Raw genomic sequence first — 26,992 nt, 5'->3', positions numbered from 1 at the left:
GGCTGATCTCCCTGGCCACAGCCCGAGCCGAAGCGAGCCAACTCCGGACAGGAACCACTAAACGGAAAGCCGGATGCGGGAAATCCGCCCGTCCGGTTTGGAGGGAGGGGCGAGGTTAATCCCTCGCTCCTACCCCTATCGAAAAGCGTGTGGCGGCAGGCATCCTGCCTGCCGTAAAGCCGGGCTTCCAGCCCGGTGGGAGGAACCTCAGGCACGGAGAAGCGCGATGAGCAAAGGCGAGCGTGCGTCGCATTCCACGATTCTTTCCGGGCGGCAAGGATGCACGCCCTCTACGTCAGGCAGGGATGCCTGACGCTACCCTGAATGGCAGGGCGTCACAGCTGCGACGCTGCTGTTCGCTTCAGAATCACCCGCGACATTCCAGTCATGTTGTCCTTGTATTGCGGGTCGTTCTTCAGCGCATTCCAGCCGGGCGCGGATCCAAACGCGCGCCAATGTTTCTGATGTTCCTCCAGGGTTTCGCCGCACGTCATGTAAGTCAGCGCAGGGAGTTGTGTACCCGTCAGGTTCTGCCCGAAGAACAGGGGCGCCAGGCCGACATCCTGCATCACCTTGATCTCGCCATCATTGAACATCTTGATCTTGTTCCATCCACGGCTTTCGCTCGGGCTGAAGTACGTCCGCAGTTCGAACACCCACGCTGAACGGTCGCCTGTCGCAGGCAAGGACGCCATCCTGGGCATTCCCTTGAACGCAATGAGCAGTGACGATTCCAGCTTGTCGAAAGCGGCCTGTTCTTTCGGAAGGTTCGCATAATCCGCCGCTGCCTGCTGATACGTTGCATCCGCCAGCAGCTTTTCCTGCGCAATCGCGAACTGTTCCGCCGAGTCGAAGGGCAGCAGGACGTAAACGTGGTTTGTGGGTGAGTCCTGGTGTTCGGTGAAGACACCAATCGATTGAACCCCGATGCGGTTGTAGGCTGGGATCGCGGCGTTTTGCCAATGATCACTGATCCGTTTCTGTTGGCCCTCCGAATGCGTCGAGTAAACGCGCAGCTCATAAAACTGGGAGCGTTCGGCGCGTGAGGATGAGGCATTTGGCGTCGCGCATCCTGCAAGCGTGAGGAGCGCAGCGGCGAAAACAAGGGGCACGGTTTTGATGCTGAACATGCGATTCAAGAGGTTGATTTTGTGGTGCAGGTTACGGTTCAGGAACTGGATCCGCTGGAGCGCTTCCACGGTGTCTTGGGCGGCTCAGGCAAGCCTTGCGCGCGCAGCGCCGTGCGGAAATGCATCTTTGAGACGGCGGGAAGCTTCTCGACGCCGTGCCGTTCGATGAATTCTTTCGCTGCCGCATCAACCGCTGCCGACGCGCCTTTTGGCAGCTTGATTTCAAACTGCTTTTCGAGCGCGGCCAATCGGGAAACGAATTCGTGGCGCGCGAGAATCGAAGCCGCAGCCACTGCGATGTCCTCTTCGGCCTTGTGCTTTTGCACAAGTTCCAGTTCGCGGCCCAGCGACATCAGAGCCTTCGCCACGACTTCCTTGCTAGACGCGAATTGATCGCTGATCGCGCGGACGGGCGGAGGGTTCATCCGGTGTTTCTGGCCCATGAGGTTTTCGATCACCCGCGCGTGACCCCACGCGAGCATTGCGTTGACGCTGCGCATGGTTTTGTAGAGCCGATTGTAAGCCTCGTTCCCGATCGGGACCACGGCCGTGACGCAGCCGGGAGTTTCGCGGATGAGTTCGGCCAGCTCCCGGATGCGCTTGTCGCTGGAAATGTTTTTTGAATCGCGCACGCCGGCGTCGGCCCACGCCTTGATCACCGTTTCGTTCACGTAGACTCCCGCGACGCACAACGGCCCGAAGAAATCGCCCTTGCCGCTTTCGTCGACGCCGAACCGCGGCAGGAGCAGTTCAGGGTTCAACACGGATTCGTAGCCGAGACGCGCTTCCTTGAGGATTTCGGGTTCGAGGACGAACTCGATGAATTCCTGCGTTCCCTTGCCTTGCAGCACCAGCTTGCCGCTTTCGTAGAACACCGCATTCAACTTGTCCTTCTCGGCGGCAAAGCGCGCGTAAGGCACGTCGCGGAAGCGATAACTGTTCTCAACGAGATGCTCCCGCAGCGACGCCGCTTGAGCGTCAGTGAGCTTGCACGTGTAGGAAGTCAGCGGTTTCAACGCACGCAAGGTAATGCTGACGAAATCCAAAGGTCATCAAGAATTTGCGAAACTGCGCTACGAAACTTGAGCTGCATCGTCCCGCACCTGTAGCTTTCGTTCATGTCGCGCCGCAAACATCAGAGTGACCCGATCGCACCCGGACCTGCGGCGGGCGAGATCGTGTCGCTCCAGCTGGAATGGTTCGGGCGCACCGCCCGTGACCTCCCGTGGCGGCGCACGCGCGATCCTTACGCCATTTGGGTTTCGGAAATCATGCTGCAGCAGACGCAGGTGAAAACGGTCATTCCGTATTGGGAGCGATGGATGCGCGATCTGCCTGACGTGCAGTCGCTCGCCGCGGCCAACCCCGACCGGGTTCACAAGCTTTGGGAGGGGCTTGGATACTACACGCGCGTGCGGAACATGCAGAAGGCGGCGCAAGTCGTGATGGCCAGGCACGGAGGGGTTTTCCCACGCAAGTTCGATGATGTTCTCGAATTGCCCGGGATTGGGCGCTACACGGCGGGCGCAATCTGCAGCATCGCATTCCAGCACCCGAGGCCAATCCTGGATGGCAATGTCGTTCGGGTCCTGACACGCCTGTTCGCCATTGGCGAGGATCCCCGGGAGAAGCAAACCAATGCGAGGCTCTGGGACCTGGCGGCACTGTTGGTTGCGGCCGCCGGCAGCGCTGAGACGAAACGCGGCAAATTGCATCCGGTGTCTGCGTTCAATCAGTCGCTGATGGAATTAGGGGCGTTGATCTGCACTCCGAGAACGCCGCGTTGCGATGATTGCCCCCTGCGGCATCGTTGCCTCGCGTTGCGGACGTCACGTGTGCATGAGTTGCCAAACCTTGGCGAGCGTATGCGCATAACGCCGCGCCGCTTCGCTGCGTTTGTCGTTCGAAAGCGAAATCACGTTCTCGTCCGCCAGCGCCCGGCAGGAGTCGTGAACGCGCACCTGTGGGAATTTCCAAACGTGGAGCTCGAACAGGGTTCGGCGGATGTTCATAGCGCGGGCCGCGGACTCCTGGGCTTTGTTCCCGAACAGGTCGCCAGCCTCTGCACGATTCGCCACTCCATCACGCGTTATCGAATCACACTCGATGCGTATGTGACGTGTTGGAACGCAAAGAGCGGGCGAGTGGCTGGCACCTGGAAAACCCTGGAGCAGCTGGATGAGCTCGCATTCACAAGCGCCCATCGGCGGATCGTCAAGCTGATGCAGCGTGCGGCGTGATTGGAGCGGGGCACACGCCGCCGCGTGGGGGTGAACACCCACATGACTTTCTGTCCGTGCTGGTCAACGCTGAAAGCTCAGTCACCCATGCAACTCAAAGATAAAGTCGCACTCGTCACGGGCGCTGCCAGCGGCATTGGTAAAGCCATTGCGCTGCGGTTTGCCCGCGAAGGCGCAAAGGTTGCGATCAATACGCGGCCGGGAGGAAACGACGGCAAACCGGTCCTCGATGAAGCGCGCCGCACGAGTCCTGATTCATTCCTCGCTCCCGCAAGCGTGGACAATCGCGAACAGGTTGAAGGCATGGTGAACGACATCGTTCAGCGGCTTGGACGCATTGATATTGTGGTGAACAACGCGGGGATTGAGATTCAAAAGCCATTCCTTGAAGCCACGGATGAGGAATGGAACAAGGTGATCTCGGTGAACCTCTTTGGATCATACCTCGTGAGCCAGGTTGCTGCCCGCCAGATGGTCAAGCAGGGGCCGGGCGGGAAACTGATCTTCATCTCTTCCGTTCACGAGGACATTCCGTTTGTAGGTTACACCTCCTACTGCGCGTCCAAGGGTGGCATCCGAATGATGATGCGCAACCTGGCAATGGAACTGGCGGAGCATCGCATCAACGTAAACAATATCGCGCCGGGCGCGATCGCGACCCCGATCAACCAGAAGGTACTGGATAATCCGCAGGAGAAGGAAAACGCGATCAGCGAAATTCCGTGGGGCCGTTTTGGCCGGCCAGAGGAGGTGGCTGCCGTCGCGGTTTTCCTGGCGAGCAGCGAATCCGATTACGTGACAGGCAGCACGTATTACGTCGATGGCGGGCTGACGCAGCAGGTCACAAAGTATTGAAACAACCTTGGCTGCTTCCGCGTCTGTTCGCGGAACAGCACAGTGAACAACAACCCAATGGAAATGCTATGATGACACGAAGACACGCCATCCGGACGACTGCGGTTGCCGTGATTGCGGCTGCAGCCACGCCGCACATCGTCACTCACGCCGCTTCCGCCGGCAACGCTCCCGGTGCAAGCAGCCCGTTCACGCTTCCGAAGCTTCCATATGCGGAAGACGCATTGGAGCCTCACATTGATGCCCAGACGATGCAGATTCACCACGGCCGCCACCATGCGGCTTACGTTTCGAATCTCAACAAAGCATTGGCCGATTCCCAGGCGGGAGGCTCCCGTTCGATTGAAGAGCTGATTCAGAATCTCAATTCGCTGCCGGAAAGCGTGCGCACCGCCGTTCGCAACAACGGCGGCGGTCACTACAACCATTCGCTCTTCTGGCAGATGATGAAGAAGAATGGCGGCGGGGAACCGCGCGGTGAACTCGCGAAGGCGATCGAATCCGGTTTTGGAAACTTCTCGGATTTCAAAACGAAGTTCAACGAAGCGGCAACGAAGGTGTTCGGCAGCGGCTGGGCATGGCTTGTTTTACAGGACGGGAAACTGGCAATTCTGGGAACTCCGAACCAGGACACACCGCTTTCGACTGGCGCGCAGCCGTTGCTCGGCGTTGATGTGTGGGAACACGCCTATTATCTCAAGTATCAGAACAAACGCGCGGATTACCTGAGTGCGTGGTGGAACGTGGTCAATTGGGATTTCGTTGCCGAACGATTTTCGAAGCGCGCGTAGCACAGGTCTCCGAACCTGCTGTATCGCCGGCTTCCAAGCCGGCCGGGCGTAACCAGCGCGATGCAGGTTAGAAAACCTATCCGCGCTCCACAGTGATGCTGCGAAGGACCCCCGACACAGCAGACTTGGTGGTTGCGCTACGTAGCTCAGATGTTTCGAATTGTCCCGTTTGAGGAAAAAACGTGTTCGCGGAATTAATTCGTGCTACATGGGCACGTCCATGAACCCGTTTCCTGAACCGCTTGACCTGACGCGCGTCACGGTTTTCCCGTTGGCACGCCGCGAGAGCCTCAGTTCCGTCGAAAAAATCCTGGTTGATCCCGCGACGCGGCCTGCCGCGTGTCCGCCGAATGTGGCGCAGCACATTCGCGCTTGTGCTGATCGCATCAGAAAAGCGCGCGATCAGAATGCGAGCGTGATCCTGATGTATGGCGCGCACCTGGTCAAAAACGGCGCGCTTCTTATCGTGAATGCGCTGCTGCGCGAAGGCTGGATCACGCACCTTGCGACTAATGGCGCGGGAACGATTCACGACTGGGAACTTTCCTTTCTGGGACGCACCGAGGAAAGCGTTCGGAAGAACGTGGTGACTGGAACGTTCGGGACCTGGGATGAAACCGGGCGCAACATTCACCTTGCGCTGCTTGCAGGCGCGTTGCGTCAGGAAGGGTATGGCCGCAGCCTCGGACGCTTCATCGAAGAAGATGGGGTCACGCTTCCGGCAATCAGTGAACTGGAAGCCAGCCTGCGCGCCGAGCCTCTGCACCCGCTTGCTCCAGCGCGTGCGGATCTTTTGCAGGCGATGCACCTTCATCGTTTGCCATCTGGCCGCATCGCCGTCGCGCACCCCTGGAAAAGCAGCGCCATTCTCGCCGAAGCCTTTCGACGAAACGTTCCCGTCACGGTGCATCCCGGGATCGGGTACGACATCATTTCGAATCATCCCATGTTTAATGGAGCGGTTATTGGGCGGGCGGCAGCAATGGATTTCCGGCTCTTCGGCGCTTCCGTTGAAGGCCTCGACAACGGCGTCGTGCTTTCCGTCGGTTCGGCAATCATGGCGCCGCAGGTGTTTGAGAAAAGCCTGAGCTGCGTCAACAATCTGCGGCTGCATTCAAATCGGCCCATCGTGCAGGGCCATTCATTTTTCGTGGTGGATGTCCAGGAGGGCGGGGGATGGGACTGGTCGCAGGGTGAACCGCCGAAATCGAATCCCGCCTACTACCTGCGATTCTGCAAGAGCTTCGATCGCATGGGCGGCCGCATGCATTACGTGCAGAGCGACAACGTCGTTTTCCTGCATGGCCTGCTGAATGAACTGGGGCGCACAGCGTCCGCATGAACAAACCCAAGGTCCTGCCTTTATGATCGTCAGCATGTGGATGGTTCGGGACGTGGTGACGGTTCGGCCGGAAATGCCGCTGAACGAAGTGGCAGCCCTGATGGCTGAGAAGCGCATTCGGCGCGTGCTCGTAACTGAACCCGGCCAGGCGGGTGAGCGCCTGGTTGGACTGGTGTCCGCCAAGGATATCCTCCACGCGTTTCCGTCGGACGTTAATCCCTTTGCAGTAATCGCCGCCCGGTCCGGCGCTGCGCCAGGCAACGCAGGCCAGGTGATGGCCAGGGACCTCCAAACGACGACGCCTGACGCTCCCATCGAACAGGCTGCTGCCGTGATGGCTGAAAAGAAAGTGGGCGCACTGCCAGTTTTGCGTGATGGCAAACTGGCCGGCATCATCACGGAGTCCGATATCTTTCGGGCGTTCGTCAGTATCTTTCCAACCTTGCAAGGTGGCGCTCGTGTCACGTTCGATGTTTCCGCCGGCGAAAACATTTTCGATTACATCTGCGGCGAAGCTGCGAGGCGGAAGTTGCGCGTCTTGAGCCTGACCACCTCGGAGCAGGATGGCCTGCCTGTCTGCGTGGTGCGCGTCACGGGTGCCGCGACGGAACGGTTCCTCGAAGATCTGTGGAGTTCGGGTCATCGCGTGCTGAACGTGATCCGGTTCTAATCCGCGCGGCCTTCATCGAAGATCGTGCTTGCAGAGCAGGTTGGGAAACACGGGATGCGGAATGCTTGAAGTTCGCGCGCCGTTGCATCCGGCCGAGCAGTTACAAACTTCGGCCGTTTTCCTCCTGCAAGGGGCTTGATGCAGGTGCGCGCGACGGGTTCAATGGCACGCAGCTGGAACGAACTTCGCCAAGATGCTTGAGGACGCGTTAAAACGGTGGATTGCACGGGAAAAGTCGCAATTGGTCCTGCAGAACTCAGGGCTCTCCCTGTTCATGCTCATCGCAGGCTTGATCGTCCTGTTTCTGACCTTCTGGCTGACTTATGCAGTAATTTACGGCGGATCGAAGGGCGTCTCCGCTGCATCGGAATTGTTGTTTCGCAAAAGGCTCAGCCTCTCCCACGAGGCCCGTTTGGTTTGCAGCGCAGTGTTCACGGGTTTGTTGGTGTTTCAATATTTTCGAACGGATCCGTTTCATTGGGGCGATTACCCGGCGGATGATTACAAGACTGTTCCAGGGCTGGCGTATCACACGGGACCGACAGGCGCGCTGGCGATGATGCTCATTCATTCAGGAGCGTCGGCCAACATGATCGCAGACATCCTGCTGAGCGGGCCGCGGCTTTTTTTCGGCTCTTTCAAAATTGCCGCCCAGGCCCGGCGGCTCCGGCAGGCCGACATGGACGGATGTGCCAGGCTTTTGGCGATACTGTTTCAGCGCCCCGCCGCAGTGCCGCTCGAAGAATTGGCCAATGCGGGATGGGTTCCGTGGCTGCAACAGCTGCGCCAGTTCGACGGCGTGAGGGTGCTGACGAATGGCGTGGCGTTGTCTTCGGAACTGAGGACGGAATTGGGAGAATTCGTGATGGAACAGCCGCCAGCCTGAGGGTGATTGGCGCGCAATTCACCCCATATTCCTGGCAGGTTTGTTTTGTTCGTATCTGTTGACGCACGCGGGCACTGCCAGCAATAGTGTCCGCGTTTCACGCGTTTGTTAACACACGATTTTGCCAACGATGAAAGTCATTATTCTCGCCGCTGGATATGCAACGCGGCTGTATCCCCTTACGCTCACCCAACCCAAGCCGCTCCTGCCCGTCGCAGGGAAACCGATGATCGAATACGTGCTCGACAATCTGTCGGCCGTGGGCGGGATCGATCGCATCTATGTCGTGACAAATGCCAAGTTCGCCGGGCATTTCCAAAAGTGGTCCGATGAGTACCGCGCCACCCGCTCCCATCTCAATTTTACCATCGTCAACGATGGGTCGACCGACGATACCAACAAGCTCGGCGCGATTGGCGATATTCATTACGTGCTCAAGACGCACAATGTGAATGACGACCTCATCGTCGTGGCAGGGGACAACCTGTTCAGCGAAAACCTGGAAGGGTTCGGGCGCGTATGCCGCGAGAAGAATGCTCCCGTGCTGGCGCTTTATGACGTCGGCGACCTCGAGCAGATCAAGAAATACAACTCGATCACGCTCGATGACCAGGGGCGAATCACGTTTTTCGAGGAGAAGCCGAAGAACCCCACGAGCACTCTGACAGGCATCGCGCTCTATTATTACCCAAAGAGCGTGATCCCGATGATTGACAAATACATCGCTGAGGGAAACAACCCTGATCAACCGGGCCGCCTCGTGCAATGGCTCTATTCGCGAACGCCGGTCTACACCTGGAAGGTTCCCGGAATCTGGTATGACATCGGATCGAAGGAAACCCTCGAGGAAGCGAATAAAATCTTCGCAAAGAAATAAACGCGTGGCGCAGGTCTCCGAACCTGCTGTATCGCCGTGCGTCCAAGCCGGCTGGGCGCGACCGGCGCCGTGCAGGTTGGGAAACCTGTCCACCCTCCGCAATAACTGCTACGGCGGACGGGCGATACAGCAGACTTGGAAGTCTGCGCCACGGCATTTAGCATCCTGCACTAACGTTCCATCACACTTATTTATGCGTCGCAACCTGTTCATTATTGCGGTCGTTTCTCTCATCATGTCAGCCTGCACCTCTCCGCCCCAGCACGGCAGCAAATCCTCCCTCACGCTCGAGCAGGTCCAGGAGCGCGCTGCAAAATTCAATTCGCGCATCGCGCTGCCCACATTTGAAACCAGCGCGGCGCAAATCCAGGGATCCGTTTCGAATGCGATCGCCCTTGGCAATTCAACGTTGGATCGCGTTGGCGCCATCCCGCCGGCATCTGCAACCTTCGACAACACAGTGCGCGCGATCGACGACCTTGTGCACCAGGTTGTAGGCGTGGCCAACCGCCTTTCGGTGATTGAACAGACGAGCACGAACGCCGCACTTCGGGACGCGGCAACCGCGGCAATCAAGGAATTCGAATCGTGGATGGTTGGGCTGGAGTATCGGGAGGACGTGTATCGGGTGGTGAAGGGTTTTGCAGACACGCAGCCGAAGCTCGCGGGCGAAGATGCGAAGTTGCTGACGGAAACCATGCGCGACTACAAGCGCGCCGGGTTGCACCTGTCCAAGGTTGAAAGGGACGAAGTGGAAGCGTTGCGAAAACAGCTGACGGGGCTTTCAACGGATTACCAAAACAACATCACCAAGGCAAAGAAGGTGCTGGTGTTCACGAAGGCTGAACTCGAGGGCGTTCCTGAAGATTTCCTGACGCAAATCAAAACCGGCGATGACCAATACAGCGTCCTGGCCAACGTGACGTGGCACTACATTTCCGTCATGGACAATGCGCGCCGAGAGGAGACGCGCAAGCGCTTGCTCGTCGAACAGAGCAACCTTGCTCGCGAGGAGAACCTGCCGCTGCTTGAGAAGATCCTGCCGCTGCGCCACGACATCGCCCGCCGCCTTGGCTACGCGCACTGGGCGGATTACGGGACGGAAGTGAAGATGGTCAAGAACGCCGCCACTGCCATAGCGTTCGAAGAGCGGCTGATCGCAGGCCTGCAGCCAAAGTTCGCAGCCGAGCTTGCGGAATATCAAAAATTGAAGGTCAAGGAGACTGGAGATAGCAATGCACGCGTTGAAGTTTGGGACTGGCGATATTTCAGCAACCAGTTGAAGAAGGAACGTTACAACGTCGATGTCGAACAGCTCCGCGCTTATTTTCCATACCAGCGCGTGCTTGATGGCATGTTTGCCATCTACCAAAGCATCTTCGGCCTGAAGTTCCAGGCGATCGACGCGCCCTATAAATGGGTAGACGGACTGCAGTTGTATGCCGTGCTCGACGAAAAAACGGGCGAGCCCATGGGCATGTTCTACCTCGATATGTTTCCGCGCGAAGGAAAATACAATCACTTTGCGCAGTTCGGGATCATCGACGGCAAGGAGCTTCGGGATGGCACCTATCAGCGGCCAACGGTCGCGCTCGTCTGTAATTTTCCAGCGCCCACCGCGGACCGCCCATCACTGCTCTCGCACAGTGACGTTGAGACGCTTTTCCACGAGTTTGGGCATGCGATGCATTCGATCCTGACGCGTGCCAAGTACACGCGGTTTTCCGGAACAAGCGTGCCGCGTGATTTCGTGGAGGCCCCTTCGCAGATGCTTGAATACTGGGTGTGGGACAAGAAGGTGTTGGACAGCTTCGCAGCCGATTATCGGGATCCCACGAAAAAAATTCCTGAAGAAGTTCTGGCGAAACTGAAGGAAGCGCGCCTTGCCACGGAAGGGACACGCTATCGCCGTCAGTTGTCGTTCGGCTTGATGGACCTGACGTTGCACACGCAGATCACCAAGGATAACGCGGGGCAGGCGCTCGCCCTTTCCAATCAGAAGCTGAGCGAAGTCTTTTTGCCGATGCCGTCCGACACCGCGTTTGTCACGTATTTCGGGCACATCATTGGCTATAGCGCGGGATATTATGGTTACGCGTGGGCCGACGCGATCTCTGCGGACATGGCAACAGTGTTTGAGAAGGCGCCGAACGGATATCACGACAAGGAAATCGGAATGCGCCTGCGCCGTGAGATTTATGAACCCGGCGATTCACGCGACGTGAACATTTCGATTGAGAAATTCCTCGGCCGGCCCCGTTCGCTGGAACCGTTCTTCAAGCATATCGGAATGCAATAGGCGGAAATCTCGGATTTGGGATTTCAAATTTGAGAGTTCAGGGCGCTACGACAACTTCGATGTCACGCGCACGGAATTGTTCGACGAGTTCCATCGGCGCGGCCTTGTCCGTCACGATCGTGTCTATGCACTCGAGGCCGCACAACGCGAGCACGGACTGACGGCCAAACTTTGTGTGGTCGAAACAGAAGATGACTTTCTGCGCGGCATTGATCATGGCGCGCTGGATGTCGATCAACAAACCGTGCGAGTTGCTGATCCCTTCCAACGCAATCCCGCCGCCGCTCATGATCGCGACGTCGGCGTGAATCCGTGTGAATGCGTCGACCGCGAGTGGTCCCACCAAGACGCCAAGTCGTGGATAAATCACACCGCCGGAAAGCACCACCTCGAGGCGGATCGATGCGGCGAAGAGATTCGCGACGGGCAGGGAATTGGTGATGATGTGCGGTGTCTTTTCCTCGAGATAACGGGCGGCGTGATACACGGTCGTGCCGGCGTCGATGATCACGCTTTGGTTGGGTTGGACGAGAGCCGCGCAGGCTTTTCCAATTGCTTCCTTCTCCGAGAGTTGTTGTGTATCCCGCGCTGAAAACGCAAACTCATCCGTCGACGGTGTGAGCAGTCGGGCTCCACCGTGAGTGCGTTTGAGGCTTCCAGTAGCTTCCAGAATCGTTAAATCTCTTCGAACCGTTGATACTGAGGCGTCTACGTGGTTTGCCAATTCCTCCAGCGACGCAAACTCCACTTTTGTAAGGTAGTTTTCGATCCTCTTTTGACGTTCTTCAGCCTGCATCGATCAAGATGTTGGTAGAAATTGGAAGATATTGCAACATTTTTGTTGACTCCGTGACGAAACTTGGCAGAGTTCGGCCATTGTTATGGCGGCACCCAGCCCAACGTTGCATCGGTCGGCAGTGGAACATCTGGTTCGGCAGGCGGTTTATCGGCGGCTTGGCAAGCCGCTTCCGGCCACCGCGACCGCGCCCAATCCGTTGTTGGTGAACATTAGTGCTCGGCACTGTCATCTGACGCAGGAAGCCGTCGAACTGCTGTTCGGCAAGGGCCATCAACTCACCGTTCACAAATGGCTCTACCAGGACGGGCAGTTCGCCGCGAAGGAGACGCTCACGTTGATTGGGCCGCGCAGCCGGGTCATTTCCAACCTGCGCATTCTTGGACCCTGCCGAACGTTGAATCAGGTGGAGCTTTCCTATACCGACGGCATCGCGCTTGGATTCGACCTCCCGCTGCGCAGCTCGGGCGACATCAAGGGCACCCTCGGCTGCATGCTGATGGGTCCGGAAGGATTTTTTGAAATGCAGGAAGGCGTCATCCGCGCGTTGCGGCACGTGCATATGTCTCCCGACGATGCGAACTTTTACGGCGTCAAGGCGGGCGACGAAATGAAACTGAAGATTGGCGGCCCGTGCGCCATCACGCTGGACAAGATGCTTTGCCGCGTCGACAAGAGTTTCAAGCTGGAGGTGCATATCGACACCGACGAAGGCAACGCGTGCAACCTGCAACCGGACACGCCGGTAGAGCTGATCAAATAATTCCGTTAACCACACATATTCTATGAGCGAAGCACTAGGCATGATCGAAACCAAGGGCTACGTCGGCAGCATCGAAGCCAGTGATGCGATGGTGAAAGCCGCCAACGTCAGTCTCGTCAAAACCATTCCCATCGGCGGCGGACTGATCACCGTTCTCTGCAGGGGAGACGTCGGCAGCGTGAAAGCCGCTGTGGACGCGGGTTCCAAGGCGGCGGCGAAGGTCGGCGAACTCGTCAGTTCCCACATTCTCGCCCGTCCGCACGATGACCTGCTCGCCGCATTCATCGGCGACAATGGCGCGGCCGCGGCAAAGAAGTAAGCACCTCCAGCAATCCACCTACATAATTTTATGGCTCAACAAGCAATTGGAATGATCGAATGCAAAGGCCTGTGTGCCTTGCTCGAAGCCGCTGATGCGGCCCTCAAGTCCGCCAACGTCACGCTCACTGGCTGGGAGAAAATCGGCAGCGGCTATGTCACGGGATTTTTCCGCGGCGACGTCGCAGCCGTGAAGGCCGCCACCGACGCAGGCGCTGCAGCGGCTGCGCAGGTTGGCTCAGTGGTCAGCGTGCAAGTGATCCCGCGGCCGCACGAAGGCCTCGCAGGGCTCGGCAAGTGGTTGCAGCAATGAGGCGTTGAGGACCGTACGTGCGCGGAATTCTGGCGCACTGGCAGCCTTGACATTCGTCGCGTGAAGATCCTCGTGGCCAACATCGGCTCGACGTCGCTCAAATGGCGGCTGTTCGATTTCTCGAGCAGCCCCGAACGCCTGGTGCATAAGGGCGGCATCGAGCGGGTCACTGATTATCCGGCCGCGATTGAAGATTGCCTCAGGGAATTGAAGAAGACGGGCTTCATCGAAAACGAAGACGACCTTGCGGCGGTCGGCTTCAAGACGGTGCTCGCAAAGGATGTCACGGGTTGTGTGCGTCTTGATGATCGCGTGCTCAAGGCGATGGCGGATTATAACGGCCTCGCTCCCGCACATAATCCGCCGTACATCAATGGCATCCGCCTCTTCGCTCAACGAATGCCGCAAACGCCGCTGGTCGGCCTTTTCGAAACGGCGTTCTATCAGTTCGCCCCGGCCGCGATGATGCGCTACGCAGTCCCTGCCGCGTGGCATGATGCTGGAATTCGCCGTTTCGGTTTCCATGGCGCCAGCCACAAGTTCATTGCCGAACGCTCCGCAGAAATGCTCGGGCGCAACGACGTGGCCGAACGCGTACGGCGGCTTTACGTCAACGACGGCGGCACGCAGTTGGAATCCGAGCCTTTTCGCGTGATTTCCTGCCACTTGGGCGGCAGTTCCAGCGTGACGGGAATTCTGAATGGCGCCGCGATTGGAACGAGCATGGGCATGAGCCCGCAATCAGGATTGCCGCAGAACAATCGCGTGGGCGATCTGGATGCCGAGGCTATTCCCTACGCCGTGAAAGCGCTTGGACTTTCCATCGACGAAGCACAGCGACAGTTGTCGAAGGAATCCGGATTGAAGGGACTCAGTGGAGTGTCGAATGACATCCGGGAAGTCCAGGAAGCAGCTGCACGCGGGAATGCGGCGGCGCAAATGGCAATCGATGTCTTCGTTGGAAGCGCGCGCCATTGGATAGGAAGCTACTTTTTTGAATTGAACGGCGCCGACGCGCTTGTGTTCACCGCGGGCATCGGCGAGAACCGCCCTGAGATCCGCGCCGCCATTTGCGCCAGGCTGGATCAGCTCGGCATCGAGCTCGACATCGAAAAGAACAACGCCGCCCGGGCGGAGGAAGCTGTCATCAGCGCGCCCACTTCGCGTGTCAAAATCATCGTGATTCCCACGAACGAGGAGCTCGTTGTGGCGCGTGAAGTGAAACGATTTCTGGAGAACAATTAACATCCATCAACTGAATTATGGCACATCAAGCAATTGGAATGATCGAAACGCGCGGACTCGTCGCGCTCGTCGAAGGCACCGACGCTATGCTCAAGGCAGCAAACGTTGAACTCGCGGGCCCCATGACGCAGGTCGGCAACGCGCTCGTCACCGCTGTCGTCGTTGGCGACGTCGCCGCAGTGAAGGCTGCTGTCGATGCTGGCGCGCAGGCGATCAAGGCCATCAAGGGCGAGGTCGTCAGCGTCCATGTCATCGCCCGTCCGCACGCGGAAGTCGAAGCCGTGCTGCCGAAGCGGAAGTAGCCCAGGCCAGGCGCTGGAAGTTCGCCCGCACGCTTGCAGTGAGAAATCCAGCGCCACACTCCTGACCGCAACTCGTAATCCTATGTTCCTCGCCAAAGTCGAAGGTGCCGTGGTCGCCACGAAGAAGGATCCCGCAATGAGCGGGCGAAAGCTCCTGCTCCTGCGCCCGCAGTTGGTGGATGACAAGGATCCCACGAAATTCAAGGGCGGCACGAACACCGTCGTGGCGGTGGACAGTGTCGGCGCGGGAATCGGCGAGATGGTTCTCTTCTGCCAGGGCAGTTCCGCCCGCCTTGCCCCGGGAATGAAAGAGGCGCCTGTTGACGCCGTGATCATCGGGATCGTGGACACAGTCGATGTGTTCGGAAAACAAATCTTCAGCGCTAAATCGTGAGCCGCGGCGCTGAACCACGAATTAACACGAATGAACACCAATTCAGGACCACATCTCTTGTTGAAGGATGAGCGGGCGCAATTCGACCCCATTCGCGGGTAGAACGTTATGAATGTGAACGAGACTTTGATTCGGGATGTTGTGGCAGAAGTGCTGGGACGATTGAATGGGGCGGCATCGCCCCAGCGAAATGCGCCTGCGCCGGCCAGCAATGGTTGCGGCTGCGGCGACAAGCGCGTCAATCTCGCGAGCGGCGGAAGCATCAGCACAGGCGCGGGCAAGCATGGCGTGTTCGCCGATGCCAACGAAGCTTGCGCTGCCGCCCAGCACGGCTTTTCGCAATTGCAACGGAAAGGCATGGCGGCGCGCGCGAAGGTGGTTGAGATCGTCAAAACGCTCGCTGAAAAAAATGCCGCCGAGTGGGGCCGCATCGAGCTTGAGGAGACGAAGATTGGGCGCCTCGATCACAAGATTGCCAAGCTGCAGATCATCAAGCTCGTCCCAGGCGTCGAATGGCTGCGTCCCGACGCGCGCAGCGGCGATCATGGCATCACCCTCGAGGAATACACCCCGTTTGGTGTTGTCGCGGCGATCACGCCTTCCACGCATTCGATTCCCACGCTGAGCGGAAACATCGTTAACATTGTGGCCGCAGGGAATGCTGTTGTTTTCAATGCGCATCCCGGCGCCGCAAAATGCGCCGCGCTGGCCGTTCGCGAATACAACAAGGCGATCGAACGCGAAACAGGAATCCAGAACCTGATCACGATCATCGAGACGCCGACGCTCGAATCCTTCAAGGCCCTTTGCGAAAACGAAGTTGTGCGGTTGTTGTGCGTCACGGGCGGCCCCGGGGTTGTGAAAGCGGCGATGCAATCAGGCAAGCGCGCCATCTGCGCGGGTCCGGGCAATCCGCCGGTTCTTGTCGATGACACCTGCTGCCCGACACGCGCGGCGAAAGCCATCATTGAAGGCGCGTCGTTCGACAACAACCTGCTCTGCATCGGTGAGAAGGAAGTGTTCGTGCTCGACAGCGTTGCAGACAAGCTGATGCAGCGGATGTCCGAGAACGGGGCCGTGAAGTTGAACTCACCGCAGTTGGACCGCCTGACGAAGGCCGCCTTCACGATCAAGGAAGGGCAGGGCGGAGGCTGCGGCCACGCTTCTGTGAATCGCGATTTGATTGGAAAGGACGCCACGGTGCTCGCGAAAGCGGCAGGGATCGAGGTTCCAGCCGGCACGCAGATGCTCTTCGCGGAAACCGAAGCAAACCATTTGTTCGTCCAGGAAGAGCAGATGATGCCGATGGTCCCCGTGGTCCGCGTCAAGAGCGTCGAGGAAGGGATCGAACGATCGCTGCAGGCTGAGCACAATTACAAGCACACGAGCATCATTCACTCGCACGACGTGGAGCACATGACCGCAATGGCACGCGCGTTGGACACGACCTTGTTCGTGAAGAACGGCGCCTCGCCTGCCGGCCTGGGGTTGGGTGGCGAAGGCTACCTCAGCTTCTCGATCGCAACGCCGACGGGTGAAGGCATTACGAACCCGAAAACGTTCACACGTGTCAGGCGGTGCGTAATGGTGGATAACCTGAGGATTTACTAGAAAGCCCATGTTGCTAGCCCGCGTTGAAGGCAATGTGGTTGCAACCCGGAAGCATCCGAGCTTCGAGGGATGGCGGCTCGTCATTTGCCAGCCGATCAACAACCAGGGCGAGCCTGAAGGTGTGCCGCAGGTGGCCATCGATCCGCACGGCGCGGGAATGCATCAACGGGTGATTCTTTCGTCAGACGGCGCCGCGACTCGGAAAACCGTGGGCGACAGCAAGAGCCCGGCGCGCTGGATGGTGGTTGGGATTGTGGATGAGAAGGAACCCGGAGTGCCTGTGTGATGGGCCAAAGCATAAATGATTTACGATTTATGATCTATGATTTGAGTCAGGTCCGCAGTTGGATCTCATCGGACAGATCGAAATCATCCATCATAAATCAAAAATCATAAATGCAATGAGACTCTGCACTGTCATTGGCCGCGTCACCCTGAGCGTCACCGTTCCGGCGCTTGAAGGCGGCCGCTGGCTGATCGTCAGCCCGTTCAACCGCGAGCATTACCAGCGTGGCACGGAAACGCCTGCCGGGATGAGCAGTGAACCGACGCTCGTGGTTTACGATGATCTCGGTGGCGGCGTGGGGCAGACGATCGGGATCATCGAAGGCGCCGAGGCAACCGCGCCGTTCCATCAGCCAACGCCCATCGATGCAATTGACGCGGCGCTGGTGGACGAGATTTTTTACAGCCCATTTAAACCCCAGGCGTAGCGCGGGTTCAACAGGCGCTTCGAGGAAGATGAATTGAATGAAACAGGTGATCAGTGTTCGAGATTTGGAACAGATGGTTCAAGAAGGCCGCAACATCCAGGCGCTGCCTGAGAACGTGATTCTCACGCCATCGGCGCGCGACTTTTTGCGCGACCAGGAAATGAAACGCGGCAACGGTGCGACCGCTTCTGCGCCAGCGGCAGCTGTGAACGGCTCATCAGCCAAAGCTGAGGCGCCGGCAAAAGTGCTGAACTCCAGGAGTTCGAAAGCCGAGCTCGAGGCTTTCTTCAATTCGGCGTACGCGCATGGCTTGAAGGAGCAGATTTGTGAAATGGGCCGCAGATTGTGGCAGCGCGCCTACGTTGATGGCAACGGCGGCAATATGGCCGTTCGCGTTGGCGAAGACATCGCGATCTGCACTCCCACGCTCGTGAGCAAGGGTTCGCTGAAGCCCGAAGACATGTGCCTCGTGGATTTCGAGGGAAACCAGTTGTGCGGATCGAAGAAACGCACCAGCGAGATCCTGATGCATCTGCAGATCATGAAGCGCCAGCCGAAAGCCGTCGCGACGTGTCATTGCCATCCGCCTTACGCAACAGGATTTGCTGTGGCGGGAGTTGTGCCGCCGACCTGCATGATTCCCGAGTACGAGGTGTTCGCCAGCGTCGCGATTGCGCCGTATCGCACGCCCGGCACTCCAGAAATGGGCAAGCTCGTCGCGGATCTCGTCGACAAGCACAACACGATTCTGATGGCGAACCACGGCGTGGTGACGTGGTCGCACAACAATATTGAGGAAGCGTATTGGCGGATGGAAATCATCGAGGCGTATTGCCGGACGCTGCTGGTGACGGCGCAGCTTGGCCGCACGCCGAATACGTTCACGAGCACGCAGCTGCAGGACCTGTTGAAGATCAAGCAAAGCCTTGGCTACGTGGACCCGCGCTACAATCTCAAAGAATGCGAGCTGTGCGACAACGCGGAATGGCGCCCCGGCGTGGCGTGCCAGGTTCCGACGCGCGACGCGGCTCCCCCAGTTTCAGGGTGCGATCCTGACGCCGAAGCCATGGTCCGTGCCATCACCGACCAGATTCTCAGCCAGTTGAAGTAATACTCCTCGATTGGATTCACCCGCCGCTAGGATTCATCATCTTTTCGCTGTTTCCGGCGATTTCTGTTCGAATGTGACGGGCAGAAGTTGTTTTCCTCAGCGAACTTGCAGCGCCAATCCTCTATCCGGGCACAGCCATTGCTGTTTGGCTCCCGTGCGCGGAAGTGAATTGCCAGTGACTCAATTTTTGCCAGTTGATAGACAGACTGTGATCTGCGATAAGACGCTCATCAGCGGCATGCGAAAGATATTGGTTATCGACGACGAGGAGTGGCTCAGGGAAATGATCAATCTTGCGCTGCGCCAAAACGGTTTTGAGGTAATCGAAGCCGAAAATGGTGAAACCGGGATTGAAGCCGCCAAGAGGGAACTTCCCGATCTCATCCTTTGCGACGTCAATATGGACAAAATCGACGGGTATCGGACTTTATCCGCCCTCCGCGCCGAGCCTGCCACGGCATCGATTCCGTTCATCCTGATGACAGGCCTGGCGGACCAGGCAGGCATGCGGCACGGGATGGAATTGGGCGCCGACGACTATCTCCCGAAACCTTTCACCATCGAAGCACTGTATGCCGCCGTGGACGTGCGCCTGAAAAAGGTGAACGTGGTGCGCCAGGAGGCGGAAAAGAAGCTCGCTGACCTGCGCGAAAACATCAGCATGATGCTGCCGCACGAGTTGCGCACTCCGCTGAACGGAATTCTTGCCTATGGAGAAATCCTGACTTCTGATGCGGCGACGCTGCAGGCGCAGGAAATTTCCGAGATGGGCCAGGTCATCTACCAATCCGGAAAGCGGCTGGAACATCTCGTTGAAAACTTCCTTATTTTTGCGCAGCTCGAACTGCTCGGCACTGACCCCCAGAAATTGCAATCTCTCTTGCGCAAGCAAACCGCATCGCCCACTGCATTGATTGAACAGCAGGTTCAGGATCAGGCATACACGGCTAATCGTCCCGATGACGTTTTGATGAACCTCGCAGAAGTCCCTGTTCCGATGTCAGAGGAATATCTCGGGAAGATTGTGGGCGAACTTGTCCAGAACGCGCTGAAGTTTTCACAGCAGGGATCGACGGTGCGCGTGACGCTGGCGGAATCTGACGCGCACGTGGTGCTGACAGTGGCAGACCGTGGACGCGGACTTTCCACCGAACACATCAACAAGGTTGGCGCCTACATGCAGTTTGATCGCAAGATGCACGAGCAGCAGGGCTTGGGTCTAGGGCTCACGATTTGCAAGCGGTTGACGGAACTTCACGGCGGAACGCTTGCCATTCAAAGCGAATTGGGATCGGGCACCACCGTCACCGTCAAATTGCCAAAAGGCACGCCGCAGTAGAGCCGTAGCGCGCGATCAACGAGGCCAGAGAATCATCTGCTCGATAAACCTGCTGAATCCGCTTCCTGAAAACCACCGCCATCCCGCGATCCAGCGAACGATCGCCAGCATATTCCCGATGGCCAGGACGATCACGATTCCGGCGAGCGGCGCAAGATCCAGCCGTCCTATTCGCAATCCAGCAAGCGGCCGCAACAGGTTTATCGACGTGGTCGAAATGAAATCCCACATTCGGCTCGATCCCAGGTAGACGTAGCTGGAGATCCAGTGCAGCAGCAGGAACAGCGGAACCAAGGCCGCAAGGCTCAGGTAGAGGCACGCGCCGACGAGGCCGCATTGCAGAGCAAGGTTGAATCGTGACGACGGCCACGGAACCATTTCCATTCGAGTCACCAGGGGCAGCGCGCACAACCAGAGCAGCGCGACAGCAAACACAGGCAGGATCAATTGCAACCATGTCGGCAGCATTGCTGCGCGTCCGAGCTGGAGGAGGATCAGACGATGAACAGGATCGGGATTCGCAACGCGACTATTGATGGCAGCGAGGATCATGAGCCAGAAGTGGAAGATCACAAGCGCGCGCGCAAAGCTCAAAAATGAAAATACGAGCTGCTCCGGGAAGGCGTGAGATCGGAATGGCAAATGGATGACGCCAAGGTCGAGCTTGGGGACCCAATTGAGGGCCGGGCCGATCGCCACATAAAGCAATGCGCGGACAAGAAGCAGAATCGCGAGAAAGAAAACGAATTGGCCACGCTGAAAGTTCCTCGGCTTGGTGCGCCTCACCGTTCCCGCAAGGGTTGCGGGCGTCGCGCCTGCCAGAAGGTCGGCCCCCATCGCGCGCCAGCCCAACCAAAGCAGGATGCCGACGACGTTCAGGATGAAATCAACGGCGTTCATCGTGTCGCGCAGCATCGGGAGATGCTCAGGAAGAAATCAGGCGGCGTCATATCATTGAGCCAGCCCGCTGCGTTTGCAGGTGTGAACGCCGCGCCAGGCGGGTTGGGTCACATCATCTTCAACAGCGTGTCCGCCATTTCCGAAGGGGTAACGGCAATCCCGATTCCAGCTTCCTTGAACGCAGCAATCTTCGCCGCTGCGGTTCCCTTGCCTCCGCTGACGATTGCACCGGCGTGCCCCATGCGGCGTCCCGGCGGCGCTGTGGTCCCTGCGATAAACCCCGCCACAGGTTTTTTACAATGCTGCCGAATCCAATCTGCAGCCTCTTCTTCCGCGCTCCCGCCGATTTCGCCGATCATGATGATGCCATGGGTTTCGGGATCGTCGTTGAACATCTTGATGACATCGAGATGTGACGTGCCGTTGACAGGATCGCCGCCGATTCCAACGCAGGTGGACTGGCCAACACCGCGGCACGTGAGCTGCCACACGGCTTCGTAGGTCAAGGTTCCCGAGCGGGAAACAACGCCGATATTTCCCTTCTTGTGGATGTAACCCGGCGAAATGCCAATGCGGCAGCCGCCGTGCGAATCCTTGCCCTCACCCGGCGTGACGACGCCAGGGCAGTTCGGACCGATAAGCCGCGTTTTCTTTCCTTCCATCGCGCGCTTCACCTTCACCATGTCGCGAACGGGAATGCCTTCCGTGATGCAAACAACCAGGTCCAGTCCAGCGTCAATGCCTTCAAGAATCGCGTCTGCGGCGAAGGGCGGCGGGACAAAAATGGCCGATGCCGTCGCACCGGTCTGCTTCACAGCCTGTGACACCGTGTCGAAGATCGGCACCTTGTTTTCGAAACTTTGGCCGCCTTTTCCAGGGGTGACGCCCGCAACGATCTGCGTGCCGTAGGCCAGCGACAGTTGCGCGTGCCGGGCGCCGAAGCTGCCCGTGATTCCCTGGACGAGCACCTTCGTCTGCGGGGTAATGAGAATTGCCATAACAAAATTCCTTCCAACTCTAACGCGCCGCCTTCACTGCGCCGACGACCTTTTTTGCGGCGTCAGCCATGGTGTCGCCTGTAATCAACTCAAGCCCGGATTCAGAAAGCGTTTTCTTTCCCGCCTGCACGTTATTTCCCTCGAGACGAACCACGAGGGGAAGTTTCAATCCGGTTTCCTTCACCGCGGCAACAATGCCTGTTGCGATGACGTTGCAATCCATGATCCCGCCGAAGATGTTCACCAGGATGCCTTTCACATTGGGGTCCTGCAGGATGATCTTGAACGCGGCCGTAACCTGTTCCTTGCTCGCGCCGCCGCCCACATCCAGGAAGTTCGCCGGCATCCCGCCAAAATGCTGAATGATATCCATGGTTGCCATGGCGAGGCCCGCGCCATTTACAAGGCACGCGATGTTGCCGTCGAGCTTGATGTAATTCAGGCTGAACTTGCTGGCTTCGATTTCAAGCGGCGCTTCCTCGCCCAAATCGCGCATGGCCTGAATGTTCGCGTGGCGATACAGCGCGTTGTCATCGAATCCGATTTTGGCATCGACCGCATACAGGACCGGCTTGCCGCTGTTGTCTTTGCAGATGCACAGCGGATTAATTTCAACGAGCGACGCGTCGCATTCCCACCAGGTTTTGAAGATGCCGGAAATCAACTTCGCGGCCTGTCGGATAAGGTCGCCCGTAAGGCCGAGCCCTGTGGCCAGTTTGCGCGCCTGGTAGGCGTAAAGGCCGACTGCGGGATCGATGTATTCCTTGACGATTTTCTCGGGCGTTTTTTCCGCGACCTCTTCGATGTCCATTCCGCCTTCGGTGCTGACCATGATCAGCGGGCGGGAATTGGCGCGGTCGAGCAGCACCGCGAGGTAAAGTTCCTTTTGAATGTCAGGCGCGTGGGCGACGAGCAACTTGCTGACGAGGCGGCCTTCCGCGCCGGTCTGCTTGGTGACGAGAACATTGCCAAGCATGGCGCTCGCCATCTCGAAAACTTCATCGGCCGTCTTGCAAAGTTTGACGCCGCCTTTGAATCCGTTCTTGAACGTGCCTTTGCCGCGGCCGCCGGAATGGACCTGTGATTTCACCACCACCATTTTCGCGCCTTCGGCAAACAACTTTGTGGCGATCGCGCGAGCCGTCTCCGCCTTGTCGCAGACATCCCCGGGGGGAAAAGCGACGCCGAACTGGCTCAGCAGTTGTCTGGCCTGGTATTCGTGAATATTCATAACCTAAAAATTCAGGGACGGCTTCATGCCGTCCCGGTCTGAACAATGGCCTGCGCCACCGTTCCTATTTGCGGTCCTTGATGGATGTGTAGTGATTCAGGGGCGGACCCATGTACACCTGCCGCGGGCGGTAGATGCGCCCGGACTTGTCCTCCATCACTTCCTTGTAGTTGGCAATCCAACCCGGCATGCGGCCGATGGCGAAAATGACGGTGAACATTTCAAGCGGGATTCCCAATGCGCGCATGATGATGCCGCTGTAGAAATCAACGTTCGGATACAGCTTGCGCTCGACGAAATACGGCTCCCGCAACGCGGCCTCTTCCAGCTTCTTCGCGATGTCGAGAAGCGGATCGTTGACCTTCAGCTTGGCGAGAACTTCGTCGCACGCCTGCTTGATGATTTTGGCGCGCGGGTCGTAGTTCTTGTAAACACGGTGACCGAAACCCATCAAACGCTTGCCGCTGTTCTTGTCCTTGGCCGCCGTGATGAACTTGGAACCGTCATCGCCGGACTGATGAATGTCTTCGAGCATTTCGAGCACAGCCTGGTTCGCGCCGCCGTGCAGCGGTCCCCAAAGCGCGCAGACTCCCGCGGCAGCGCTGGCAAAAAGGTTCGCCTTGCTCGAAGCCACCATGCGCACGGTGGCTGTTGAGCAGTTCTGCTCGTGATCCGCATGCAGCAGGAAAATCAGATCCAATGCCTTCACCACCTCCGGACTCAGGTGATAATCCTGATTCGGAAGCGAGAACATCATGTGCAGGAAATTGGCCGTGTACTTGAGTTCGGGTTTCGGGTAGATGATCGGAAGCCCGCGCGATTGGCGGAACGCAAATGCCGCAATCGTCCGCACCTGCGACAGCAACCGCGCCGTCTCCACTTCGAAATGGCTGCGCATCGTATCCGAATGCAGCAACTCGGGATAAAAACAGCTCGCGGCATTGATCATCGACGACAGGATCGCCATCGGATGTGCCGTCGCAGGAAAGCCCTGGAAGTGGTGCTTCATGTTTTCATGAAGCAATTCGTTGTCGGTGAGCAATTCCGAGAACCGCCGCAGCTCGTTGCTCGTTGGCAGATTGCCGAAGATCAGCAGATGCGCGACCTCGATAAACGTCGATTTCTCTGCAAGTTCCTCAATGGGAATTCCGCGGTATCGCAGGATGCCCTTTTCACCGTCAATGAAAGTGATCTCACTCTTGCAAGAGCCTGTGTTGCCGTAGCCGTCGTCGAGAGTGATGTAGCCGGTTTCGCTGCGCAGTGCGGAGACATCAATGGCGCGTTCATCCTCCGTCCCTTTAAGCGTCGGGAGTTGAATGACTTTGCCATCAATTTTCAGTTCCGCAGTAGTGTCCATAGATAGTCAACTTCCTTCTGATACGTATGGCCCAAATAAATAGGAGATGAGGCAAAACCCCGCAATCACAAACGCCAATTCTCTTGAAATAACTTTCATGCAAATGCAGATTCGCCAGCATGAGAATCTTTGCCAGCCTGCTCGTTGCATTGCTGGCAATGGTCGTGTTCGAACCGCCCACCTTCGCCGCCACCGCCTCGCGACGAGCGGCCGTCAGTCCCAGGTTTGTCTCTGTGGACGCGTGGGCGAAACAGCGCGGCTTCACCGTTCGTTCCCATCCAGCGCAGCGCACCGTCGAACTCAGCAAAGGCACCACGCGGCTCGTCTTCTCCGTTGATCCGCGGAAGGATCGCAGTCCCATGAAGTTCAATGGCGTCAACGTGCTGCTGGCCTTTCCCGTACATGTGCAGAAGGGCAAGGCATACGTTTCGCAACTCGATATTTCCGAGACGCTCAATCCGCTCCTTTCACCTGCAAAGGAACCTGCCGGTGTTCGCGTTCGCAAGATTTGCCTCGATGCCGGCCACGGAGGGAAGGATCCGGGTTTTCGTGTCGGCTCGCGCTACGAAAAACAATACACGCTGCTGCTTGCGCGCGAGGTGCGCACGTATCTGATACAGGCGGGTTTTGAAGTCATCATGACACGCAATTCCGACGTATTTCTGGATCTCGGTCCGCGCGCGGAAATTGCCAGGCAACGCCGCGCGGATGTGTTTGTCAGCCTGCACTTCAACGCATTCCCCGCTTCGCCCGCCGTAAAGGGAGTTGAAGTCTATTGCCTCACGCCCTCAGGCGCGTATTCGTCGAATTCGGGCGCGAAGGGCGACACGCGATGGCTGGCTGGAAATCGCAATAACGACCAGAACATTCTACTGGCATACAACGTTCATGGCTCGATGGTGCGTCGCCTCTCGGTGACCGATCGCGGTGTGAAAAGGGCGCGGTTCAAGGTGTTGCAAAATGCCACCATGCCCTCGGTGCTGGTGGAGGGCGGTTTCCTTTCGAACCCGTCGGAGGGGAAACGAATTGCAGATCCTGCTTATCGCAAGCAAATGGCGCGCGCGATTGCCGATGGCATCATTGCCTACCGCAAATCCGTGGAACGCTGAGCTCGCGACGGGCGGCGCCTAATCGGATTTGCTCTTGCCGCCTTTTTTTCCGCCTGCTGTCAGGACGGTTCCGGTGACCACCCCGATCGCGAAAAATCCGAAGTACATGAGGGCTGCGGGAAGGTGCTGGGTTTTCGGCACGAGCGGCGGCAAGGAGAGCCGCACTGTCTGACGATTGTTCATCCCCATGAGCACCAACAACGACAAGATGGCGATCATGAACACGGTTTTCAGGAGCAGCTTGGAATTCATACGCGATGGCGGCGAAGCTAGGTCACCCCACCGCGAAAGGCAAATTTTTGGTGGTTGGCAGGTAATGTCAGCTGCCATTTGCCACTTACTGTTTGCCATCTCTCCCACCTTCACCGAGGCTCGGCCCAGCGGGCGAAAAGCCACAGCAAGTCGGCGAGACGATTCAGGTAAATTACAATGTGCGGATTTTTCACGTCACCAGCAGGCAGCCCGCAGACGTGACGTTCGGCGCGGCGGCAAACCGTACGCGCCACATCCAGGGTCGCCGCCGATACATTGGCCCCGGGCGTAGCCCAACCCTTGAACGAAACCTTCTGCGCCTCGATCGCCTTCACCGTTTCCTCCAAACGCATAATCATTTCGTACGTCACCTGCGGATATCCCTCCTTCGCGTAGCGATCCAAATCTTCCGTCGCAGTCGCCAGTTCGCCCATGAGCGTTACAAGTTCCTTCTGGATGGAAACAAGGTTGTCCCGCAGGAAGTCCTGTGTCGTCGAAGCCCGCGCCAGGCCGAGCGCCGCGTTGAGTTCGTCAACAGCCCCATACGCTTCGACGCGTGGATGCGTCTTGGGAACGCGCCGTCCGTACATCAGCGCCGTCGTTCCCTGGTCCCCGGTTTTCGTGACGATGCTCACGATCAGACGCTAGCGGACACCTTCTCGAGCCGAAAGTCAGAAAACCTTTATAATCGGAAGAAGAGGGAATATGCACTTGTAAGCGGCCGTTGGGTACCGTTGGATCCAGGAGATTGCACCACAGGTAGCGCGTTCATAGAAGATCAGGATTGCGACGGAATGACGTGCAATGGCGGTTTTTATAAGCAAGGCGATTTAGGAAGTTCAGAGTGCAAGGACAGTAAAGATCCGAATGCGTGGGAAGAATGGAGTCGCGTCTAAAGAGTTGATGCGTGGGAAGAATGGGGTCGCGTCTAAAGAGTTGACATTCGCGGATCGCTTGGGTGAGATGCGGGGCGGGGCGCCACGCATCGATGTATGTGGCAGTCCGGCACGGATGCGTTTGGCGGAAGTGGTGAGGGAAGTCGGTGTGAAGTATCAAGCGGCTGCACAAGGTGTGAAGCGATTTGGAGTTTTATTGGCGACTGACCCGGAGCGCCAGAGGTTTGTTGCGAAGCTTCAGAAGCAATTGTCAA

Annotated in this window: 29 protein-coding genes; 20 read left to right on the top strand and 9 right to left on the bottom strand. The window is 57.9% G+C overall.

The window, feature by feature from the left end:
* Positions 1-335: 335 nt before the first annotated feature.
* Both VEH04_01865 and rnhC read right to left on the bottom strand, forming a co-directional pair.
* Positions 336-1,130, bottom strand: coding sequence for an NIPSNAP family protein (locus VEH04_01865; GenBank protein HYG21498.1), 795 nt, complete (start codon positions 1,128-1,130; stop codon positions 336-338).
* A gap of 38 nt (positions 1,131-1,168) precedes the next feature.
* Positions 1,169-2,146 carry a ribonuclease HIII gene (gene rnhC / locus VEH04_01860; protein ID HYG21497.1) on the bottom strand — a complete coding sequence of 326 codons (978 nt, stop codon included), beginning with the start codon at positions 2,144-2,146 and terminating at the stop codon, positions 1,169-1,171.
* Positions 2,147-2,248: 102 nt separating this feature from the next.
* On the opposite strand from rnhC, the gene mutY reads away from it, so the two are divergent.
* The 8 genes from mutY (at position 2,249) to VEH04_01820 (ending at position 11,090) form a co-directional block, all read left to right on the top strand.
* Complete coding sequence (gene mutY, locus VEH04_01855; protein ID HYG21496.1) at positions 2,249-3,370, top strand: A/G-specific adenine glycosylase; 1,122 nt, start codon at positions 2,249-2,251, stop codon at positions 3,368-3,370.
* Between the two features lie 87 nt (positions 3,371-3,457).
* Positions 3,458-4,225: a glucose 1-dehydrogenase gene (locus tag VEH04_01850; protein HYG21495.1), complete on the top strand. Its 768-nt coding sequence runs from the start codon at positions 3,458-3,460 to the stop codon at positions 4,223-4,225.
* Between the two features lie 68 nt (positions 4,226-4,293).
* The gene (locus VEH04_01845; protein ID HYG21494.1) at positions 4,294-5,016 is read left to right on the top strand and encodes a superoxide dismutase; all 723 of its coding nucleotides are present in this window, start codon (positions 4,294-4,296) and stop codon (positions 5,014-5,016) included.
* A 220-nt stretch (positions 5,017-5,236) separates the two neighbouring features.
* Complete coding sequence (locus VEH04_01840) at positions 5,237-6,358, top strand: hypothetical protein (protein HYG21493.1); 1,122 nt, start codon at positions 5,237-5,239, stop codon at positions 6,356-6,358.
* A gap of 22 nt (positions 6,359-6,380) precedes the next feature.
* A complete protein-coding gene (locus VEH04_01835) occupies positions 6,381-7,028 on the top strand; it encodes a CBS domain-containing protein (protein ID HYG21492.1) in 648 nt (215 codons plus the stop codon).
* Between the two features lie 193 nt (positions 7,029-7,221).
* Positions 7,222-7,914, top strand: a complete 693-nt coding sequence (locus VEH04_01830; protein HYG21491.1) for a hypothetical protein — start codon at positions 7,222-7,224, stop codon at positions 7,912-7,914.
* Between the two features lie 130 nt (positions 7,915-8,044).
* Entirely contained in the window at positions 8,045-8,791 is a 747-nt protein-coding gene (locus VEH04_01825) for a nucleotidyltransferase family protein (protein HYG21490.1), read from the top strand.
* A 193-nt stretch (positions 8,792-8,984) separates the two neighbouring features.
* Positions 8,985-11,090, top strand: a complete 2,106-nt coding sequence (locus VEH04_01820) for a M3 family metallopeptidase (protein HYG21489.1) — start codon at positions 8,985-8,987, stop codon at positions 11,088-11,090.
* A 37-nt stretch (positions 11,091-11,127) separates the two neighbouring features.
* Here the strand turns inward: VEH04_01820 and VEH04_01815 are convergent, their stop codons facing one another.
* Entirely contained in the window at positions 11,128-11,886 is a 759-nt protein-coding gene (locus VEH04_01815; GenBank protein ID HYG21488.1) for a DeoR/GlpR family DNA-binding transcription regulator, read from the bottom strand.
* Between the two features lie 85 nt (positions 11,887-11,971).
* On the opposite strand from VEH04_01815, the gene VEH04_01810 reads away from it, so the two are divergent.
* The 11 genes from VEH04_01810 to VEH04_01760 all read left to right on the top strand — a co-directional run bounded on the left by VEH04_01810 (position 11,972) and on the right by VEH04_01760 (position 19,995).
* On the top strand, positions 11,972-12,649 hold the full coding sequence (locus VEH04_01810) for a phosphate propanoyltransferase (protein HYG21487.1): 678 nt from the start codon (positions 11,972-11,974) through the stop codon (positions 12,647-12,649).
* A gap of 22 nt (positions 12,650-12,671) precedes the next feature.
* Positions 12,672-12,968: a BMC domain-containing protein gene (locus VEH04_01805; protein ID HYG21486.1), complete on the top strand. Its 297-nt coding sequence runs from the start codon at positions 12,672-12,674 to the stop codon at positions 12,966-12,968.
* 30 nt (positions 12,969-12,998) lie between these two features.
* Positions 12,999-13,280 carry a BMC domain-containing protein gene (locus VEH04_01800; GenBank protein HYG21485.1) on the top strand — a complete coding sequence of 94 codons (282 nt, stop codon included), beginning with the start codon at positions 12,999-13,001 and terminating at the stop codon, positions 13,278-13,280.
* A 60-nt stretch (positions 13,281-13,340) separates the two neighbouring features.
* Positions 13,341-14,525 (top strand): acetate kinase, encoded by a 1,185-nt coding sequence (locus tag VEH04_01795; GenBank protein ID HYG21484.1) that lies wholly within the window; start codon positions 13,341-13,343, stop codon positions 14,523-14,525.
* A gap of 17 nt (positions 14,526-14,542) precedes the next feature.
* Complete coding sequence (locus VEH04_01790; GenBank protein HYG21483.1) at positions 14,543-14,827, top strand: BMC domain-containing protein; 285 nt, start codon at positions 14,543-14,545, stop codon at positions 14,825-14,827.
* An 82-nt stretch (positions 14,828-14,909) separates the two neighbouring features.
* Positions 14,910-15,221: a EutN/CcmL family microcompartment protein gene (locus VEH04_01785; protein HYG21482.1), complete on the top strand. Its 312-nt coding sequence runs from the start codon at positions 14,910-14,912 to the stop codon at positions 15,219-15,221.
* Between the two features lie 108 nt (positions 15,222-15,329).
* Positions 15,330-16,832 carry an aldehyde dehydrogenase family protein gene (locus tag VEH04_01780; protein HYG21481.1) on the top strand — a complete coding sequence of 501 codons (1,503 nt, stop codon included), beginning with the start codon at positions 15,330-15,332 and terminating at the stop codon, positions 16,830-16,832.
* 7 nt (positions 16,833-16,839) lie between these two features.
* A complete protein-coding gene (locus tag VEH04_01775; GenBank protein HYG21480.1) occupies positions 16,840-17,118 on the top strand; it encodes a EutN/CcmL family microcompartment protein in 279 nt (92 codons plus the stop codon).
* A gap of 115 nt (positions 17,119-17,233) precedes the next feature.
* On the top strand, positions 17,234-17,545 hold the full coding sequence (locus tag VEH04_01770) for a EutN/CcmL family microcompartment protein (GenBank protein ID HYG21479.1): 312 nt from the start codon (positions 17,234-17,236) through the stop codon (positions 17,543-17,545).
* Positions 17,546-17,582: 37 nt separating this feature from the next.
* Positions 17,583-18,656, top strand: coding sequence for a class II aldolase/adducin family protein (locus tag VEH04_01765; protein ID HYG21478.1), 1,074 nt, complete (start codon positions 17,583-17,585; stop codon positions 18,654-18,656).
* Between the two features lie 208 nt (positions 18,657-18,864).
* Complete coding sequence (locus VEH04_01760; protein ID HYG21477.1) at positions 18,865-19,995, top strand: hybrid sensor histidine kinase/response regulator; 1,131 nt, start codon at positions 18,865-18,867, stop codon at positions 19,993-19,995.
* Positions 19,996-20,010: 15 nt separating this feature from the next.
* On the opposite strand, the gene VEH04_01755 is transcribed toward VEH04_01760, so the two are convergent.
* The 4 genes from VEH04_01755 to VEH04_01740 all read right to left on the bottom strand — a co-directional run bounded on the left by VEH04_01755 (position 20,011) and on the right by VEH04_01740 (position 24,481).
* Complete coding sequence (locus VEH04_01755) at positions 20,011-20,895, bottom strand: hypothetical protein (protein ID HYG21476.1); 885 nt, start codon at positions 20,893-20,895, stop codon at positions 20,011-20,013.
* A 107-nt stretch (positions 20,896-21,002) separates the two neighbouring features.
* A complete protein-coding gene (sucD, locus tag VEH04_01750; GenBank protein ID HYG21475.1) occupies positions 21,003-21,893 on the bottom strand; it encodes a succinate--CoA ligase subunit alpha in 891 nt (296 codons plus the stop codon).
* Between the two features lie 19 nt (positions 21,894-21,912).
* Entirely contained in the window at positions 21,913-23,124 is a 1,212-nt protein-coding gene (gene sucC, locus VEH04_01745) for an ADP-forming succinate--CoA ligase subunit beta (GenBank protein ID HYG21474.1), read from the bottom strand.
* Between the two features lie 64 nt (positions 23,125-23,188).
* The gene (locus tag VEH04_01740) at positions 23,189-24,481 is read right to left on the bottom strand and encodes a citrate synthase (GenBank protein HYG21473.1); all 1,293 of its coding nucleotides are present in this window, start codon (positions 24,479-24,481) and stop codon (positions 23,189-23,191) included.
* A 119-nt stretch (positions 24,482-24,600) separates the two neighbouring features.
* Here VEH04_01740 and VEH04_01735 point away from each other — a divergent pair, with 119 nt between their 5' ends.
* Entirely contained in the window at positions 24,601-25,590 is a 990-nt protein-coding gene (locus VEH04_01735; protein ID HYG21472.1) for an N-acetylmuramoyl-L-alanine amidase, read from the top strand.
* A gap of 18 nt (positions 25,591-25,608) precedes the next feature.
* Here VEH04_01735 and VEH04_01730 read toward each other — a convergent pair whose 3' ends face one another.
* Together VEH04_01730 and VEH04_01725 are read right to left on the bottom strand one after the other, a co-directional pair.
* Entirely contained in the window at positions 25,609-25,842 is a 234-nt protein-coding gene (locus VEH04_01730) for a hypothetical protein (GenBank protein ID HYG21471.1), read from the bottom strand.
* 110 nt (positions 25,843-25,952) lie between these two features.
* A complete protein-coding gene (locus VEH04_01725) occupies positions 25,953-26,477 on the bottom strand; it encodes a cob(I)yrinic acid a,c-diamide adenosyltransferase (GenBank protein HYG21470.1) in 525 nt (174 codons plus the stop codon).
* Between the last annotated feature and the right edge of the window lie 515 nt (positions 26,478-26,992).

The organism is Verrucomicrobiia bacterium (assembly GCA_035629175.1).
Lineage (GTDB): Bacteria > Verrucomicrobiota > Verrucomicrobiia > Limisphaerales > DASXHY01 > DASXHY01.
The sequence above is the reverse complement of the archived record's forward strand: the minus strand, read 5'-3'. Positions and strand labels throughout refer to the sequence as shown.

Bases quoted from the DNA above. Each gene is read 5' to 3' on its own strand.
- VEH04_01820 (HYG21489.1), top strand. From the start codon at position 8,985: ATGCGTCGCAACCTGTTCATTATTGCGGTCGTTTCTCTCATCATGTCA.
- VEH04_01755 (HYG21476.1), bottom strand. From the start codon at position 20,895: ATGAACGCCGTTGATTTCATCCTGAACGTCGTCGGCATCCTGCTTTGG.
- VEH04_01740 (HYG21473.1), bottom strand. From the start codon at position 24,481: ATGGACACTACTGCGGAACTGAAAATTGATGGCAAAGTCATTCAACTC.
- VEH04_01840 (HYG21493.1), top strand. From the start codon at position 5,237: ATGAACCCGTTTCCTGAACCGCTTGACCTGACGCGCGTCACGGTTTTC.
- sucC (HYG21474.1), bottom strand. From the start codon at position 23,124: ATGAATATTCACGAATACCAGGCCAGACAACTGCTGAGCCAGTTCGGC.
- VEH04_01765 (HYG21478.1), top strand. From the start codon at position 17,583: ATGAAACAGGTGATCAGTGTTCGAGATTTGGAACAGATGGTTCAAGAA.
- VEH04_01735 (HYG21472.1), top strand. From the start codon at position 24,601: ATGAGAATCTTTGCCAGCCTGCTCGTTGCATTGCTGGCAATGGTCGTG.
- VEH04_01850 (HYG21495.1), top strand. From the start codon at position 3,458: ATGCAACTCAAAGATAAAGTCGCACTCGTCACGGGCGCTGCCAGCGGC.
- VEH04_01785 (HYG21482.1), top strand. From the start codon at position 14,910: ATGTTCCTCGCCAAAGTCGAAGGTGCCGTGGTCGCCACGAAGAAGGAT.
- VEH04_01810 (HYG21487.1), top strand. From the start codon at position 11,972: ATGGCGGCACCCAGCCCAACGTTGCATCGGTCGGCAGTGGAACATCTG.
- VEH04_01825 (HYG21490.1), top strand. From the start codon at position 8,045: ATGAAAGTCATTATTCTCGCCGCTGGATATGCAACGCGGCTGTATCCC.
- VEH04_01790 (HYG21483.1), top strand. From the start codon at position 14,543: ATGGCACATCAAGCAATTGGAATGATCGAAACGCGCGGACTCGTCGCG.
- VEH04_01845 (HYG21494.1), top strand. From the start codon at position 4,294: ATGATGACACGAAGACACGCCATCCGGACGACTGCGGTTGCCGTGATT.
- VEH04_01835 (HYG21492.1), top strand. From the start codon at position 6,381: ATGATCGTCAGCATGTGGATGGTTCGGGACGTGGTGACGGTTCGGCCG.
- sucD (HYG21475.1), bottom strand. From the start codon at position 21,893: ATGGCAATTCTCATTACCCCGCAGACGAAGGTGCTCGTCCAGGGAATC.
- VEH04_01800 (HYG21485.1), top strand. From the start codon at position 12,999: ATGGCTCAACAAGCAATTGGAATGATCGAATGCAAAGGCCTGTGTGCC.
- VEH04_01815 (HYG21488.1), bottom strand. From the start codon at position 11,886: ATGCAGGCTGAAGAACGTCAAAAGAGGATCGAAAACTACCTTACAAAA.
- mutY (HYG21496.1), top strand. From the start codon at position 2,249: ATGTCGCGCCGCAAACATCAGAGTGACCCGATCGCACCCGGACCTGCG.
- VEH04_01865 (HYG21498.1), bottom strand. From the start codon at position 1,130: ATGTTCAGCATCAAAACCGTGCCCCTTGTTTTCGCCGCTGCGCTCCTC.
- VEH04_01780 (HYG21481.1), top strand. From the start codon at position 15,330: ATGAATGTGAACGAGACTTTGATTCGGGATGTTGTGGCAGAAGTGCTG.
- VEH04_01770 (HYG21479.1), top strand. From the start codon at position 17,234: ATGAGACTCTGCACTGTCATTGGCCGCGTCACCCTGAGCGTCACCGTT.
- VEH04_01775 (HYG21480.1), top strand. From the start codon at position 16,840: ATGTTGCTAGCCCGCGTTGAAGGCAATGTGGTTGCAACCCGGAAGCAT.
- VEH04_01730 (HYG21471.1), bottom strand. From the start codon at position 25,842: ATGAATTCCAAGCTGCTCCTGAAAACCGTGTTCATGATCGCCATCTTG.
- VEH04_01805 (HYG21486.1), top strand. From the start codon at position 12,672: ATGAGCGAAGCACTAGGCATGATCGAAACCAAGGGCTACGTCGGCAGC.
- VEH04_01830 (HYG21491.1), top strand. From the start codon at position 7,222: ATGCTTGAGGACGCGTTAAAACGGTGGATTGCACGGGAAAAGTCGCAA.